At 65.5% G+C, this 16,343-nt stretch carries 9 protein-coding genes; 7 read left to right on the top strand and 2 right to left on the bottom strand.

Going from position 1 to position 16,343, the window contains the following annotated elements:
• Nucleotides 1–16: 16 nt before the first annotated feature.
• From glgB to gghA, 7 genes are all read left to right on the top strand, one after another.
• On the top strand, nt 17–2,203 hold the full coding sequence (gene glgB, locus ACOXXX_RS00575) for a 1,4-alpha-glucan branching protein GlgB (protein WP_422824594.1): 2,187 nt from the start codon (nt 17–19) through the stop codon (nt 2,201–2,203).
• 78 nt (nt 2,204–2,281) lie between these two features.
• Complete coding sequence (gene glgC, locus ACOXXX_RS00570; protein WP_422824593.1) at nt 2,282–3,547, top strand: glucose-1-phosphate adenylyltransferase; 1,266 nt, start codon at nt 2,282–2,284, stop codon at nt 3,545–3,547.
• Nucleotides 3,544–4,956 (top strand): glycogen synthase GlgA, encoded by a 1,413-nt coding sequence (glgA, locus tag ACOXXX_RS00565; RefSeq protein WP_422824592.1) that lies wholly within the window; start codon nt 3,544–3,546, stop codon nt 4,954–4,956. The genes glgC and glgA overlap by 4 nt, the downstream gene beginning before the upstream one ends.
• A complete protein-coding gene (gene glgX / locus ACOXXX_RS00560) occupies nt 4,953–7,049 on the top strand; it encodes a glycogen debranching protein GlgX (protein ID WP_422824591.1) in 2,097 nt (698 codons plus the stop codon). Before glgA ends, glgX begins: the two co-directional genes overlap by 4 nt.
• Nucleotides 7,042–8,949, top strand: coding sequence for a 4-alpha-glucanotransferase (gene malQ, locus ACOXXX_RS00555; RefSeq protein WP_422824590.1), 1,908 nt, complete (start codon nt 7,042–7,044; stop codon nt 8,947–8,949). Before glgX ends, malQ begins: the two co-directional genes overlap by 8 nt.
• Nucleotides 8,950–8,958: 9 nt before the next feature.
• Nucleotides 8,959–10,590, top strand: coding sequence for an alpha-D-glucose phosphate-specific phosphoglucomutase (locus tag ACOXXX_RS00550; RefSeq protein WP_422824589.1), 1,632 nt, complete (start codon nt 8,959–8,961; stop codon nt 10,588–10,590).
• A gap of 18 nt (nt 10,591–10,608) precedes the next feature.
• A complete protein-coding gene (gene gghA, locus ACOXXX_RS00545) occupies nt 10,609–12,978 on the top strand; it encodes a glucosylglycerol hydrolase (RefSeq protein ID WP_422824588.1) in 2,370 nt (789 codons plus the stop codon).
• Between the two features lie 382 nt (nt 12,979–13,360).
• On the opposite strand, the gene ACOXXX_RS00540 is transcribed toward gghA, so the two are convergent.
• On the bottom strand, nt 13,361–14,380 hold the full coding sequence (locus tag ACOXXX_RS00540) for a histone deacetylase family protein (protein ID WP_422824587.1): 1,020 nt from the start codon (nt 14,378–14,380) through the stop codon (nt 13,361–13,363).
• 31 nt (nt 14,381–14,411) lie between these two features.
• A complete protein-coding gene (locus ACOXXX_RS00535; RefSeq protein WP_422824586.1) occupies nt 14,412–16,343 on the bottom strand; it encodes a beta-galactosidase in 1,932 nt (643 codons plus the stop codon).

The following is a 16,343-nucleotide window of genomic DNA, read 5'->3' as shown; positions in this document are numbered from 1 at the left end:
GCTTAGGGTCTAGCTCATGTCACACACCATAGAACCACAGCTTTTCGCCGATCTGCGCCGCATTCCGGAAGGACGCTGCGACGATCCCTTTGCCATTCTCGGCCCGCACAAGGAAGGCCGGTCACGGGTCGTGACCGCCTTTGACCCCGGCGCCTACGAGATGGCGGCGGTGGTGGCGGGCAAGGCGCATCCGCTGGACCCCGTGCCCGGTCTGCAGGGTGTGTTCCGCGGCTCGGTGGCCGGCACGAAACCCTACCTTCTGCGGGGCAAAAGCGCCGAAGGTGCAGAATGGGAGGTTGAAGATGCCTACCGGTTTGGCCCTGTCTTGGGGGAAATAGACGAATACCTTCTGGGTGAAGGCACCCATCGCAGGCTGTGGCAGTGCATGGGTGCGCATGTGCGCGAACACGAAGGCGTGGAGGGCACCAGCTTTGCCGTCTGGGCCCCGAATGCACGCCGCGTGTCGGTCGTGGGCGATTTCAACCTGTGGGACGGGCGGCGGCACGTGATGCGGCGTCGCGGGTCCACGGGCGTATGGGAAATCTTTGTGCCCGGCATCGGCGAAGGGGCTGTTTACAAATACGAAATCGTCGGCGCGCATGGGGCGGTCATGCCGCTCAAGGCCGATCCCGTCGGCTTCGGTTCGCAGCATCCGCCTGAAAACGCCAGTGTCGTGCGCGACATTCGCGGCTACGGCTGGTCCGACAAGGGCTGGATGGACAAACGCGAGGCGCTGCAAAGCCGCGAGGCGCCGATTTCGGTCTACGAGGTTCATCTTGGGTCGTGGCGGCGCAAGGATGAAGGGCGCCCCCTGTCCTATGTCGAGGCCGCGACCGAGCTGGTCGAGTATGTCAAGGACATGGGCTTCACCCATATCGAGCTGCTGCCGATCAGCGAATATCCCTTTGACGGCTCCTGGGGCTATCAGCCGGTGGGCATGTTCGCCCCAACCGTGCGCCACGGTCCCCCGCATGAATTCCGCGATCTGATCAACGCCGCGCACAAGGCCGGGCTGGGCGTGCTGATCGACTGGGTGCCGGGGCACTTTCCCACCGATGCGCACGGGCTGGGCCAGTTCGACGGCACAGCCCTTTACGAACATGCCGACCCGCGCGAAGGCTTCCACCAGGACTGGAACACCCTGATCTACAACTACGGTCGGCGCGAGGTGGCCAACTACCTGACGTCGAACGCGCTGTACTGGCTCGAGGAATATCACGTCGACGGCCTGCGCGTGGATGCGGTGGCGTCGATGCTGTACCGCGACTATTCCCGCAAGGACGGCGAATGGGTCCCGAACAAGGATGGCGGGCGCGAGAATTACGAAGCCATCGCCATGCTACAGAACATGAACATCCAGACCTACGGAGAGGCGCCCGGCATCATGACTGTGGCCGAGGAATCGACCAGCTTTCCGAAGGTCTCGCAGCCGGTCTTCGACGGCGGTCTGGGCTTCGGGTTCAAGTGGAACATGGGCTGGATGAACGACACGCTCGAATACATCAAGAAAGACCCGATCTACCGCAAGCATCATCACCACCAGATGACCTTTGGCCTGCACTACGCGTTTTCGGAGAATTTCATCCTGCCGATCAGCCATGACGAGGTGGTACATGGCAAAGGCTCCATGCTCCAGCGCATGCCCGGCAACGACTGGGAACGCTTTGCCAACATGCGCGCCTATTACGGCTTCATGTGGGGGCATCCGGGCAAGAAGCTGTTGTTCATGGGGCAGGAATTCGCCCAAGCCCACGAATGGAACCACAATGCGGAACTGGACTGGGCCGCGGCGGAACAGCCCGCGCACAAGGGCATCCAGTCGCTTGTGCGGGACCTCAACGCGCTTTACGCGGGCACCCCTGCCCTGCACGTCCGCGATTGCTTCCCCGACGGGTTCCAGTGGATCGAGGCGAACGACGCGGACCGGTCGATCTATGGCTGGATCCGGCGCGGCAACAAGGGCGATCCGGAGGTTGTGGTGCTCTGCAACTTCACGCCGATCGAACAGACCGCATATCGCATCGGCATGCCCGCCAAGGGCACATGGCGCGAGGCGCTGAATACCGACGCCGGGATTTACGGCGGCGGCGACCGGGGCAACATGGGCAGCGTGGAGGCGGTGGAGGAGCCGAGCCACGGACAGCCCGCAAGCGCGACGGTCGTGATCCCGCCGCTGTCGGCCGTCTATCTGATAAAGGATTGACGCATCGAAAGACTTTCGGATCGTAAGACACTGAATGACGGGCCGCAAAGGCCCGCAGCCCTATAGGGAGGGGATAAGATGACGACATCCAGCAACCGTCTGGCCAGCCGGTCGATGGCGTTCGTGCTTGCCGGGGGGCGCGGGTCGCGCCTCAGGGAACTCACCGACACCCGGGTAAAACCGGCGGTCTATTTCGGGGGAAAGACCCGGATCATCGACTTTGCCCTGTCCAACGCCCTCAACTCGGGCATCCGCAAGATGGCCGTGGCGACGCAGTACAAGGCGCATTCGCTGATCCGGCATTGCCAGCGCGGCTGGAACTTCTTCCGCGCCGAACGCAACGAATTCCTCGATATCCTGCCCGCGTCGCAGCGCGGCGGCGACGAGGCTTGGTATCGCGGCACGGCGGATGCGGTGACGCAGAACATCGACATCGTCGACAGCTACGGCGTCGATTACGTGCTGATCCTGGCGGGCGATCACATCTACAAGATGGATTACGAGCTGATGATCCAGCAGCACGTCGAAACCGGTGCCGACGTGACCATCGGCTGCCTGACCGTTCCGCGCGAAGAGGCGACGGCCTTTGGTGTAATGGCGGTGGATGATCAGGACCGCATCACCAGCTTTCTGGAAAAGCCCGCCGATCCGCCGGGCACGCCCGACGACCCCAGCGTCGCGCTGGCGTCGATGGGCATTTATGTCTTCAACTGGAAGTTCCTGCGCGAACTGCTGATCGAGGATGCGGCGAACGAAGGCTCCAGCCACGATTTCGGCAACGACCTCATCCCCAACATCGTCAAGAACGGCAAGGCGCAGGCGCATCGCTTCACCTCGAGCTGTGTCAAGCACACGCCCGAGGCCCCGGCCTACTGGCGCGACGTGGGCACCGTCGATGCCTTCTGGAAGGCCAATATCGACCTGACCGATTTCAACCCGGATCTGGACCTCTGGGATACCGACTGGCCGATCTGGACTTATTCGGAAAGCGTGCCGCCCGCCAAGTTCATCCATAACGAGGAAAAGCGCCGTGGCACGGCGACCTCGTCGCTGGTGTCGGGCGGCTGCATCATTTCCGGGACCGAGATTTCGGAATCGCTGCTTTTCACGCAGGTGCACACCAATTCCTACGCGCAGCTCAAGCAGGCAGTGGTGTTGCCTTACGTCAACGTTGCAAGGTCTGCGCGTCTGACCAAGGTGGTGATCGACCGCGGCGTGCACATCCCCGAAGGTCTTGTGGTGGGCGAGGATCCGGAAGAGGATGCCAAGTGGTTCCGCGTGTCCGAGGGTGGTGTGACGCTGATCACCAAGTCGATGATGGAAAATCGGGCCAACGCCTTATGACCACTGTCCTGTCCGTTGCATCCGAATGTGTCCCGCTGGTGAAAACCGGCGGGCTTGCGGATGTGGTGGGTGCGCTTCCGCGCGCCATGGCGGATCTGGGCAGCGACATGCGTACGCTTCTGCCGGGCTATCCGGCGGTGCTGGCGGCGGTGGACCGCGACACCGTGGTGCGCGATCTGGGCACACGGTTCGGCGGCCCGGCCCGGCTGGTGCAGGGCAAGCTGGGCGATCAGGTGCTTTACGTTCTGGACGCGCCGCATCTTTTTGACCGGCCGGGCTCGATCTACCTTGGCCCCGACGGCAAGGACTGGCCGGACAACCCCGAACGCTTTGCCGCGCTGAGCCAGGTGGCGGCTGAAATCGGTGACGCGGGCGTGGACGGCTGGATGCCGCAGGTCCTGCACCTGCATGACTGGCAGGCGGGCCTCACACCGGTCTACCTGCGCGAACGCGGCGCGGCAGAGCGTGTGGCAACGCTGCTGACCATTCACAACATCGCCTTTCAGGGCCTGGCCCCGGCCACGCGGCTGGGCAAGCTGGGCCTGCCGGAACACGGCTTTACCCCCGACGGGTTCGAATATTACGGCCAGATCAGCGCGCTCAAGGCCGGGCTGATCTATGCGGATGCGATCAGCACCGTCAGCCGCACCTACGCGTCGGAGCTGATGACGCCCGAATTCGGCATGGGCCTAGATGGTGTGCTGCGCGACCGGCAATCGGTGTTGACGGGTATCCTCAACGGCATCGACCTTGACGTCTGGACCCCGCCCTACGACAGCCCCGACGGCAAGGCCGCCGTCACCCGCGACCTGCGCGAGGTCATGGGCCTGCCTGAGGCCGACGGGCCGCTTTTCGTCGTGATCTCGCGCCTGACCGAGCAGAAAGGCCTCGACCTGCTGATCGACGCCCTGCCCGATCTGATCGAGGCGGGCGGCCAGCTGGCCCTGCTGGGGTCAGGTGATCCGGGGATGGAAAGCGCGTTTCGCACCGCCGCCGCGCGCTTCGACGCGGTGTCGGTGCGCATCGGCTATGACGAGGCGCTGGCCCAGCAGCTTATTGCGGGCGGCGACGTGATCCTTGTGCCGTCGCGGTTCGAGCCCTGCGGGCTGACGCAGCTCTACGGTCTGCGCTACGGCACGCTGCCGCTGGTGTCGATGACCGGCGGGCTGGCCGACACAGTGATCCACGCCAGCCCCGCGGGCCTGGCCGCCGATGTGGCCACCGGGTTCCAGTTCTATCCGACCACGGCACAGGCGCTGCGCGGCGCGCTGATGCAGGCTTGCACGCTTTGGCCGGACAGGAAGAAATGGGAGGGGATGATGCGCAACGCCATGGCCCATCCGGTCGGCTGGGATCAGTCGGCCCGGGACTACGCTGCCCTGTATGAGAGCCTCAAGAAGAACGCATGAAAATTTCCAACGCTCTGGCCCCCGGCCATGCCGCCCCCCTGGGGGCCACCTTCGATGGCGAAGGCGTGAACTTTGCCGTCTTTTCGCAACATGCCATGCGGATGACGCTGTGCCTGTTCTCAGCGGATGGCCGCACCGAAACCCACCGGATCGACCTGCCTGAACGCGATGGCGACGTCTGGCACGGCCATGTCTCGGGGCTCAAGCCCGGGCAGCTTTACGGGCTGCGCGCCGATGGGCCTTACGCGCCCTTCCACGGCCACCGCTTCAACTACAACAAGCTGCTGCTGGACCCTTACGCCAAGCGGCTGACCGGCCATCCGCAGTGGAACGACGCGCTGATGGGCTATACCGTCGGCGACACCAAGGGCGATCTGAGCTTTGATCGCAGGGATTCCGCCCGCTACATGCCCAAATGCGTGATCGACGACCCCAGTTTCGTCTGGTCCGACAGTCCTCCGCGCCCGATGACGCCGCTGTCGCAGACCGTGATCTACGAGGCGCATGTGAAGGGCCTCGTGCAGCAGCATCCCGACATCGCCGACAAGGGCGGGTTCCTGGGGCTGGCCAGCGATCCGATGCTGGATCACCTGACCAGGCTCGGCATCACCGCGATCGAGCTTTTGCCTGTGCAGGCCTTCGTCAACGACCGCTTTCTGGTGGAAAAGAACCTGACGAACTACTGGGGATACCAGACGCTTGGCTTCTTCGCACCCGACCCGCGCTACCTGTCGCAGGGCGCGCTGTGGGAGTTTCAGCACATGGTGTCGCGGCTGCACGGCGCGGGCATCGAGGTGCTGCTTGACGTGGTCTACAACCACACCTGCGAAGGCGACGAGATGGGGCCGACCCTGTCGTTCCGCGGGCTCGACAACCGCAGTTACTACCGTCTGACCGACGACCACCGCCATTCGATCAACGACACCGGCACCGGCAACACGCTGAACCTGGAACACCCGATGGTTCTGCGCATGGTGCTCGATTCCTTGCGCTACTGGGTCGAGGTGATGGGCGTCGACGGGTTCCGCTTTGACCTCTGTGCCACGCTGGGGCGGCTCAGCACCGGGTTCGACCGCAATGCGGCGTTCTTCCAGGCGGTGCGGCAGGACCCGGTGCTGTGCCACACCAAGCTGATCGCCGAACCCTGGGACATCGGCCCGGGAGGCTATCAACTGGGCGGCTTTCCCCCGCCGTTTTCGGAATGGAATGACAAGTATCGCGACGCCGTACGGCAGTTCTGGCGCGGCGATGACGGCATGGTGCCCGCCCTCGCCGACCGGCTGACCGGGTCGGCCACGCAGTTCGATCATTCGGGACGGCCCGCAACGGCGTCGGTCAATCTTCTGACGGCGCATGACGGCTTTACCCTGATGGATGTGGTGAGCTTCAACGAGCGCCACAACGAGGCCAACGGCGAGGACAACCGCGACGGCCACGGCGCCAACTATTCCGACAACATGGGTGTCGAGGGCGCAACCGACGATCCCGAAATCAACGCCGCGCGGGCGCAACGGAGGCGCAACATGCTGGCCACGCTGCTGCTGAGCCAGGGCACCCCGATGATCCTTGCGGGCGACGAGCTGGGCAACAGCCAGCAGGGCAACAACAACGCCTATTGTCAGGACAATGAAATCGGCTGGGTCGACTGGGCCAATGCCGATCCGGCGTTCCTGGCCTTCACGCAGAAACTGGTGGCCTTCCGCAAGGCGCATCCGATCCTGCGGCAAAAACGGTTCCTGCATTCGCGCGAACGGCTGCTCGACGGCATTCAGGATCTGTTCTGGCTGCGCGCCGACGGCACCGAGATGACGGACGAGGACTGGAACGCGCCCGACCTCAAGGTGCTGTGCGCCGAAATGCGCATGGCGTCGGACACGCCGGTTTACGCCGCGCGGGAAGAGGCGCTTTTCCTGGTCTTCAACGTCGGCGAGGCGCTGAGCGTGACCCTGCCCGGCACCGCCAACGACAAGGTCTGGGTGCTGCAGCTTGACACCGCACGGCCCGAGCTCGACTCCGAACCCGCCCCGGGGCCCGAGGTCGAGGTGGCGGCCCTGTCGGTGCGCGCCTACGTCCAGGAAACGACGGATGGCTGATCCGCTGTCAGAGCTTGCGGGCCGGATGGGCATCCTGCCCGGCTTTACCGACGTGACCGGACAGGCCCGGCAGACCCCGGCCCGAACCCAGCGCGCGCTACTGGCCGCGATGGGTGTCGATGCCGGGACGGAGGCCGCCTGCCGCGACGCGCTGGCAGAGATGGCGGCGCGCGACGGGGCGCTGCCACCCTGGCACGTGGCGCGGGTCGGACGACGGCCTGACATCGTGCTGCCCGACGATGCCGAATGGCAGATCACGCGCGAGGATGGCCGCACCCACGCCGGGCGCGGCGGCCCGCTGCCCGCGCTGCCGCTGGGGCGCCACAAGCTCGAGGCCGGCGCACAGGTCTGCTGGCTGCTGACCGCCCCCGCCCGCCTGCCGCTGCCGCCCCGATGCTGGGGCCTCATCGCGCCACTGGCCGGGCTGCGGACACAGACCGAGGGCGGCATCGGCGATTACACCGATCTGGGTCGGATGGCACAGGCCGCAAGTCAGTACGGGGCGGCCTTTCTGGGCATCAATCCGGTGCACGCCGGATTTCCCACCGATCCGGCGGTCTTCAGCCCCTACACCCCGTCGCACCGCAGGCGGCTGTCGACGCTGCACATCCCGGTCAACTACGCAGGCTCTCACACGCCGCTCATCGACTATGCCCACGACATCCCCGCGCGGATGGCGGCGCTGGAAACCGCCTTTGCCGCCTTCGAGGACAGCGGACGCACCGCCGCCTTCGACGCTTACCTGCAGGCCGCAGGCGAAAGCCTGACCCGCTTTGCCACCCATCAGGCGCTGTCGGAACGCCACGGCGCCTACTGGCAGAACTGGCCCGCCGCCCTGCAAGACCCCGAGAGCACCGAAACCGCCCGCGCCGCGGCCGATCTTGCGCCCCGCCTGCGCTTTCACGGCTGGCTGCAATGGCGCGCCGAAACCGCCCTTCAGGATGCGGCCCGGGCGGCGGCCGACAGCGGCATGGCGCTTGGCCTCTACCTCGATCTGGCGGTCGGCACGCATCCGCATGGCGCAGAAACCTGGGAGGACCGTTCGAGCTTTGCCCATGGCGCGTCTCTGGGCGCGCCGCCCGATGCCTTTGCGCTGGACGGGCAGAACTGGCAGCTTGCCCCGTTCAATCCCCGCGCGCTGATCGAGACCGGTTTTGCCCCGCTCGCCGAAACCCTGCGGCGGCAGTTGCGCAGCGCGGGCATGCTGCGCATCGACCATATCCTGGGGTTCGAACGCGCCTACTGGGTGCCCGACGACCCGGACGCTCCCGGGGCCTATGTGCAGATGCCACGCGACGCAATGCTGGCCGTCGCCCGGATCGAGGCCGCGCGCGCGGGCGCGGTGATCGTGGGCGAGGATCTGGGCAACATCCCCGACGGTCTGCAAAAGGCGCTGGCCGCGTCCGGCGTGCTGGGCTGCAGGCTGACGATCTTCGAACAGGTCGGCCGCAAGACGCCGCGTTTTCGCAGCCCCGGCGCCTATCCCAAGGCGACCATCGCCAGCTTCTCCACCCACGACCTCCCGACCTGGAAGGGCTGGCGCGAGGGGCGCGAAATCTCGGCCCGGACCGACCGTGGCCTTCTGGATGCAGAGTTTGACACGCAGGCGCAGGAACACCGCCGCGCCGAAGTGGCGGCGCTGGATCGCGCCACCGGCGCGTTCTGCGATGCCGCGCCCGACAGCGCAGCGCGTATGCACACGCATCTGGCCCAGACCGGCAGCCAGGTCGTGGCCGTGCAGATCGAGAATATCCTTGATATGCTCGACCAGCCGAACCTGCCCGGCACCGTGACCGAATACCCCAACTGGCAGCAGCGCCTGCCGCAGGACATCGACACGACAAAAGACGATCCCCGGCTGGAGGAGGCCGCTCGGATCATGTCAGACAACGGCCGATAGGAGGACGCCATGACCCCGCACAAAGTTGCCACGACCCCGATTGAAGGACAGAAACCGGGCACGTCGGGCCTGCGCAAGAAGACGCAGGTGTTCATGCAGCCGCACTATCTTGAAAATTACATCCAGGCGACTTGGAACGGCATCGGCGGTGTCGAGGGCAAGACGCTGGTGCTGGGCGGCGACGGGCGGCATTTCAACGACCGCGCCGCACAGGTGGTGCTGCGCATGGCCGCGGCGGGCGGCGCCGCGAAGGTGATCGTCGGGCAGAACGCGCTGCTCTCCACCCCCGCCGCATCGCATCTCATTCGCAAGAACAAGGCAAACGGCGGCATCATCCTGTCGGCCAGCCACAACCCCGGCGGGCCGGATGGCGATTTCGGCGTTAAATACAACGTCTCGAACGGCGGCCCCGCGCCCGAGAACGTGACGAAGAAGATCTTCAAGGCGACCCAGAAGATCGAGAAATATCATATCGTCGAAAGCCAGGATGTCGATCTGGGTACGATTGGCGAAACCTCTTTGGGTGACATGGTGATCGAGGTGGTCGACCCGGTGGCCGACTACCGCGACCTGATGGCCGAGCTTTTCGATTTCGACGCGATCAAGGCGCTATTCGCGGACGGGTTCCGCGTGCGCTTCGATGCCATGCACGCCATCACCGGCCCCTATGCCAGCGCCATCCTCGAAGACACGCTTGGCGCGCCCAAGGGCAGCGTCGTCAACGCGACGCCCCTGCCCGATTTCGGCCAGGGCCACCCCGACCCGAACCCGATCTGGGCCAAGGATCTGATGGACACGATGTTCGCCGACGAAGCGCCCGATTTCGGTGCCGCGTCCGATGGCGACGGCGACCGCAACATGATCGTGGGCAGGGGCATCTATGTCACGCCATCGGACAGCCTTGCCGCCATCGCCGCCAACGCCAAGCTGATCCCGACCTATGCCAAGGACATGCGCGGCGTCGCGCGGTCGATGCCGACCAGCCGCGCGCTCGACCGGGTGGCCGAGCATCTGGGCATCGACTGCTATGAAACCCCGACGGGCTGGAAGTTCTTCGGCAACCTGCTCGATGCCGGGGCCGCGTCGCTTTGTGGTGAGGAAAGCGCCGGCACCGGGTCCGATCACGTGCGTGAAAAGGACGGGCTTTGGGCCGTGCTTTTCTGGCTGAACGTGCTGGCCGTGCGCAAGCAGTCGGTGGCCGAACTGATGAAGGAACACTGGCAAACGTTTGGCCGCAATTACTATTCCCGGCACGATTACGAGGCGGTCGATGCCGAAGCCGCCCAAAAACTGGTCGATGACCTGCGCGACAGGCTGGAAAGCCTGCCCGGGCAGGACTTTGCCGGGCTGACGGTGGAAACTGCGGATGAATTCGCCTATGACGACCCCGTCGACGGGTCCCGCAGCGAAGGTCAGGGCCTGCGCATCATCCTGTCGGACGGCGCGCGCATCGTGCTGCGCCTGTCGGGCACGGGAACCGAAGGGGCTACGCTGCGGGTGTATCTGGAACGGGTCGAAACCGACCCCGCCCGCTTGCATGACGACCCGCAGGACGCGCTGGCATCGGTCATCGCCGCCGCCGACGCCATCGCCGGGATCAACGATCGCACCGGGCGCGACGCCCCCGACGTGATCACCTAAACCATCAACGGAGGCTTCATGGCCCTGCAAGATCGCATCACCTATGACGAGGCCGCCGCCACGGCGCGCGCCGAAGAATGCCAGCAGATCCTGACCACGGCGCCCACGATGTTCGACGCCGAGCAACAGGTCGCCCGCTTCCTGGGCGGCCAGGTCGAGGACGATCTGGCCTATTTCGGCTTCTGGATCCCGGAACTGCAGGATCTGCGGGTGCCGTCGGGCGACATCTTTCTGGAACTGCTGGATTCGGTCGAACCGATGGACCTCACGGTGTCCTACCAGGATGTGCCTTTCGAACGGGTCTATGTTCCGGTGGTGCGGCTTGATGCGCATTGCTTTTCGGCGGTGCGCGGCATGCGGCCCGGACGGCGCGACCAGATCGGCGATTTCTACGCGTTGGTCTGGCGCGACAGCGACGGCGAATGGCACCGCATCTTCGACCCGCTGGCAATGTCGCTGCCCTTTGGCGCCATGGCCCCGGCCGAGCTCTACGATGTCGCCGCGATGCAGACCGCACGCGGCGATACGGCGTACTGGGAGGCGCTGAAAGGCGACGCACCGTACAAGTTCGGCCCGCCCTCGAACATCCTGCAGATCCACGTGCCGACCGCCACCGCCGGGGGCACCATCGCGGCCCTGACCCGGCAGTTCGAACGGCTGGCCGAACGGGTGGCGCGCGACCTGCCGCTGGAACCCGCCGACCAGATCTTCATGGGCTACGACTCCGTACAGCTTTTGCCGGTGGAGCCCACGACCGTCTACGAGACCGGCCCGGCCTTTTGGCAGGAAACCGACGCGGGCGACGAGGGGCTGACCGTGTCCCTGCGCCGCCCCGACACGACGAACTGGGGCTATGACATCGTGATTTCGGGCATGGCCGCGGTGAACCCGGTGCTTCTGGAAACCGGGCGACCGGACGAACTGATCGACCTAGCCTCGGTCCTGCACAATTTCCCCGGCAAGCCGAAAAAGCTCGTCTTCGACGTGGTTTACGGCCATTCCGACAATCAGGGACAATGGGCGCTCAACCACCATTTCTTTGCCGGGCCGAACATGTACGGCCAGAACCTCGACTACCAGAACCCCGCGGTGCGGGCGATCCTGCTGGAAATGCAGCGGCGCAAGGTAAACTTCGGCGCCGATGGCGTGCGCGTCGACGGGGCGCAGGATTTCAAATACTGGGATCCGGCGGAACAGGTGCTCAAGCACGACGACGATTACCTGCAAAGCATGGCCGATATCGTGCAGAGCGTCGCGGGCACCGAATATCGCCCCTGGTTCGTGTTCGAGGATGGCCGCCCCTGGCCCGACGAGGATTGGGAGCTTTCCTCGACCTACCGCAGCGTGATCGAACAGCAGCGCGACGATGACGTGTTCCAGTGGGGGCCTTTGACATTCGCCCATAACACGCCGTTCCTCTACACCTTCTGGCTGGGCAAGTACTGGCGTATCCGAGAATGCCTGAGCGTGGGGGCGAACTGGATTTCCGGCACCTCGAACCACGACACCCTGCGGCGCGGCACGCAGGTCAGCCCCAAGATGAACATCAACACCCGGCTGGGCCACAGCCGGATGGAGATCCTCGACAAGGCCTATGACAACCCGGCGGTGCACACGCTGACCTATGTGGCCCTGCCCGGCGTTCCGATGGATTTCCTCAACGCCATGGCGCGCGGGTCCTGGGGGTTCATCCGCAACCAGGACGACAAGTACGGCGTCAAGGTCGTCGCCGAAGAGGCGATCAGCCTCAAGTGGCAGGTGGACGAATATTCCTATTCGATGCCGATGAATTTCCGCCGCCTAAAGGCGCTTGGTTACGAGACGCGCGACGATCTTGCGCGGTTCTGCGAATTCCTGCCCGCGCTGGTCGAGGTCACGGAATACGATCTTGAGGATATCGCGCGCCTTCTGAACGCCACCGATCCCAAGCTCGCCGGGCCGCATTACACCGTGGCCACCCTCAAACAGGTGGCGCGGGCCTGGATGGACGACATGCACGACTACTGCAACATCGTGCATTCGCTCCCTGGTCTGGACCCGGTGCAGTGCAACTATACCCACAGCCTGCGGAAATTCCGCGGCGCGCGGCCCTGGTTGCGCGACAATTATGGACCCAAGGACCACTTCGGCTATCTTGAGCCGCTGAACGGCCGCACGGTGTTCACCGCGCTGCGTCACGGGCCGGACGGCGAACAGGTCTATACGGTGATCCATATGGAGGGCAAGGAAACCGCGGATGTCGATCCGCTGCGGCTCGATGTGCCCGGCCTTGGCGGTTTCGGCTGGGAATGCGTGCTGCGCAGCCCCGGCATCGGCCCCGATTACCTGAGCGGGCCAATCGTGCTGCGCGATTCCATGGCGCTGGTGTTCACCCGCAAGCCCAACTGACGGGGATCAGTCTTATTTTGCAAAGAGTTGGTTCACGTCCTGCTGGCTTGGCACAGGCGATTGTTCCAGGCTGAGGATAACCGCCAGTCCTAGAGCGGGATGCAGACAGTTTGAATCGCGCGGGAGCAGCCTGAACCGGACCTTGCACAACCGAGCGAGGTGCCGCGTCATTGCAGTCGCGCGCGGATGCGATCAGGTCTTTCCGCTTCGCGCTTTATGCCAGCCAAGTCCTCACGCCTCCCCCGCTATGCACCAAGCTCAACCCAATCGCAGCCGCGTGGGGGCGCGACTGCGATGGCGCGGCGGCCTTCGGCCTTGAGTCCGCGCCGGGTGCTTGGATCCTACGTCCGCTCAAGGCCGTTTCAAGCCGATCGCATCACCCCTAGCCCTGCCAACCGTCGAGAAACGACGTCAGGTTGGCCCCCAGCTCTGGCTGCAGATAGCCGCCTTCCTGAACGATCACCGCGGGCAGGCCCCGCCCACGCAAGCGTTCCGCGATCCGGGCAAAGCCCGGCGTCGTGACGGCAAGCCCCTGAAACGGGTCGTTTTCATGGGCGTCGAGCCCCAGCGCGACCACCAGCACATCGGCCGCGAAGGCATCTACACGATCAAGCACCACATCCAGCGCCTCCAGAAACCCGGTGTCACCCGTGCCCCGCGCCAGCGGCAGGTTCAGGTTGCACCCTTCGCCCTCCCCGGTGCCACGTTCATGCGCATGCCCCCAGAAGAACGGGTAGAATCGCGCCGGGTCGGCATGGACAGAGGCGGTGAAGACATCATCGCGGGCATAGAAGACGCCCTGCGTCCCGTTGCCATGATGCACATCGACGTCGACGATCGCGGCGCGCAGTCCTGCCCCGGTCAGCGCCTGCGCGGCGATGCCGGCGTTGTTGAGGAAACAGAAGCCCCCCGCCATATCGGCAAAGGCGTGGTGCCCCGGCGGGCGGCACAGCGCGTAGGCGCTGCCGGCACCGTCGATCACCGCCATCGTCGCGCTCACGGCGGTCTGCGCCGACCAATAGGCGGCCTCCCAGGTGTGCGCGCCGATGGGGCACGCGGTGTCGGCCATGTGCCACCCGGCCTGGCCGACCATCCCGTCGGGATAACTGAGCCCGTGACGACCCGGATGGATATTGGGCACCACCTCGTCCGACGCGCCCTCCATCCGCGTCCAGCGGTCGTGGATGTTGCGCAGAAATGCCACGTATTCAGCAGGATGCACGGCAGAGATAAAGCCCTGCCCGAAGTCCTGCGGGAGCTCAAAGACGCAACCCGCCGCCTCGGCCCCGGCCTTCAGCGCGTCGATGCGCGCGGGCTGTTCGGGGCTGGGTTTCCGGACGCCGTTGGCCAGAAACATCTGCGGGTCATGGGCGGATTGGCGGGGGTGGAGAAAGGCTTTCATGTCCGCAGCAGACCACGATGCCGCCCGCTTGTCACGCCCCGGCGGGGCGCGGTTGCCGCAGAACCCCGGCGGCGGGCAGGCTTATGCCTTCGAATTCAAGAGGCTCTGCGCCGTAGTTGAACCAGAACCGCTCGGCCCCGGTGTCGCGCAGGCGCAGACCGTCGGGCAGGTTCATCGTGGCAAGCCCCGCGCGGCGGCAAAGGTCGCCCAAGAGCCGGTGCAGCGTCTCTGCGTCGCCCCAACCGCCCATGTAGGTCACCCGACCAGTGCTCATGGCCACCGGTGCGCCGTCCTTGGCCAGCAGCACCACATTGGCGTTGCCCTCAAGCTCTTCCAGCCAGCGGATCACCGCGCCACCGCCGTCCAGCGTCACGGGCATGTCGGGGCGCAGGGTCTCGAGCCGCGACACGGTCACATCCAGCCCCGGCCAGGCAGGCGGCAGCGGCACCGGCAGCGCAAAATCCGCATCCCGCGCGGCCGTACGCGGGCCGATCAGCAGCTGCCCCTGCGCGGCATTCAGGACGTCTTTCAGATCGTCCGGCACATGCATCAGCCCGGGCGCGAGGATCAACCGGTAGCCGCTGAAATCGCGGGTCGCGGGCGGCAGGATATCGACCGACAGGCCCAGTTGCCGCAGCGCGCGGTAGTGATCCAGCACCAGATCGAAATAGCTCAGCCCCTGGCCCTGCGGCTGGATCTGCCACATCCATTCCGCGGCGTAGTCGAAGATCAGCGCCACGGGGGCCTGATGCGGGGTCACCTCGGGGGCCCCCGAAAGCTCTGCCATCACCTCCGCCGCCTCGTGAAACGCCTGCGCGGGCACGGAATCGGGGCGCAGCATCCCGGCGTGCAGCTGTTCCTGCGCAAAGGGGGCCTGCCGCCAGCGGAAATAGCACACCGCCTCGGCCCCGTGGGCGAACGCCTCCCATGTCCAAAGGCGCACCATCCCGGGCAGCGGCGCGGGGTTGTAGGGCGCCCAGTTTACCGGGCCGGGCTGCTGCTCCATCACCCACCAGCGGCCCGCCTTGCCGACGGCGCGATACAGATCGTGGTGGAAGGCCTGGAAATCCGGATCGCCCTGCCGGGCATAGGCGCGCTGGCGGTCGGGCGTGGCACCGACGCGGTCCTCAAGAAAGCCCAGCGGATAGCTGTCCCAGGTGGCGATATCCAGATCGGCGCCGGTGGCGAAATGGTCGAATTCGGTCACCCGGCCCATGTAGTTGTGGCCGATGGGCGCGTCGGAATGTTGCCGAATGATGTCGGTCTGTGCGCGATTGAAGGCCACCACCTGATCCGAGGAAAACCGCCGGAACGCCAGCACATGCGCGGGGTTGGGTTCTGTCACCGTAAGGTTGGGCAGGTCGATCTCGTCGAAATCGGCGTAGTCCATGGACCAGAAGATATTGCCCCACGCCGCGTTCAGCGCGTCGATATCGCCACCGTTGCCCATGGGGTACCGGTCGCGCAGCCAGCCGCGAAACGCCTGCCGCGCGGCGTCGGAATAGCTGATCACGGTGTCATGGCAGCCGTATTCATTGTCGGTCTGCCAGGCGGCGATATGGGGATTGCGGCCATAGCGTTCAGCCAGCAGCGTGACGATCCGTCGGCATTCCTCAAGGTATCCGGGATGGGAAAAGCAGTAGTGCCTGCGCGAACCGAACTTGCGTGGGCGGCCACCCGCATCGACGGCCAGCATGTCCGGGTGTCGGGTCAGCATCCAGCGCGGCGGCGTTGCGGTGGGGGTGCCCAGCACGACCTTCAGGCCCGCGGCCCCCAGTACCTCGATGGCGTCATCCAGCCAGTCGAACTGCAGCTCACTGGGGCCGGGTTCCAGCCTGCTCCAGGCGAATTCGCCAATCCGCACCCAGGTCAGGCCAAGATCGGCCATACGCGCCGCATCCTCGGACCAGAGCGCGCGCGGCCAGTGTTCCGGGTAATAACAGGTGCCCAGCGTGCGCTTCAT

This window comes from Thalassococcus sp. BH17M4-6, from assembly GCF_049323015.1.
Classification (GTDB): domain Bacteria; phylum Pseudomonadota; class Alphaproteobacteria; order Rhodobacterales; family Rhodobacteraceae; genus Puniceibacterium.
Note: the sequence above shows the minus strand (reverse complement) of the source record. Positions and strands in the feature narration are given on the sequence as shown.

Excerpts from the sequence above, each read along its gene's own strand:
- ACOXXX_RS00550 (WP_422824589.1), top strand. The coding sequence starts at position 8,959 with ATGACCCCGCACAAAGTTGCCACGACCCCGATTGAAGGACAGAAACCG.
- glgC (WP_422824593.1), top strand. The coding sequence starts at position 2,282 with ATGACGACATCCAGCAACCGTCTGGCCAGCCGGTCGATGGCGTTCGTG.
- ACOXXX_RS00540 (WP_422824587.1), bottom strand. The coding sequence starts at position 14,380 with ATGAAAGCCTTTCTCCACCCCCGCCAATCCGCCCATGACCCGCAGATG.
- gghA (WP_422824588.1), top strand. The coding sequence starts at position 10,609 with ATGGCCCTGCAAGATCGCATCACCTATGACGAGGCCGCCGCCACGGCG.
- glgB (WP_422824594.1), top strand. The coding sequence starts at position 17 with ATGTCACACACCATAGAACCACAGCTTTTCGCCGATCTGCGCCGCATT.
- glgX (WP_422824591.1), top strand. The coding sequence starts at position 4,953 with ATGAAAATTTCCAACGCTCTGGCCCCCGGCCATGCCGCCCCCCTGGGG.
- glgA (WP_422824592.1), top strand. The coding sequence starts at position 3,544 with ATGACCACTGTCCTGTCCGTTGCATCCGAATGTGTCCCGCTGGTGAAA.
- malQ (WP_422824590.1), top strand. The coding sequence starts at position 7,042 with ATGGCTGATCCGCTGTCAGAGCTTGCGGGCCGGATGGGCATCCTGCCC.
- ACOXXX_RS00535 (WP_422824586.1), bottom strand. The coding sequence starts at position 16,343 with ATGAAGCGCACGCTGGGCACCTGTTATTACCCGGAACACTGGCCGCGC.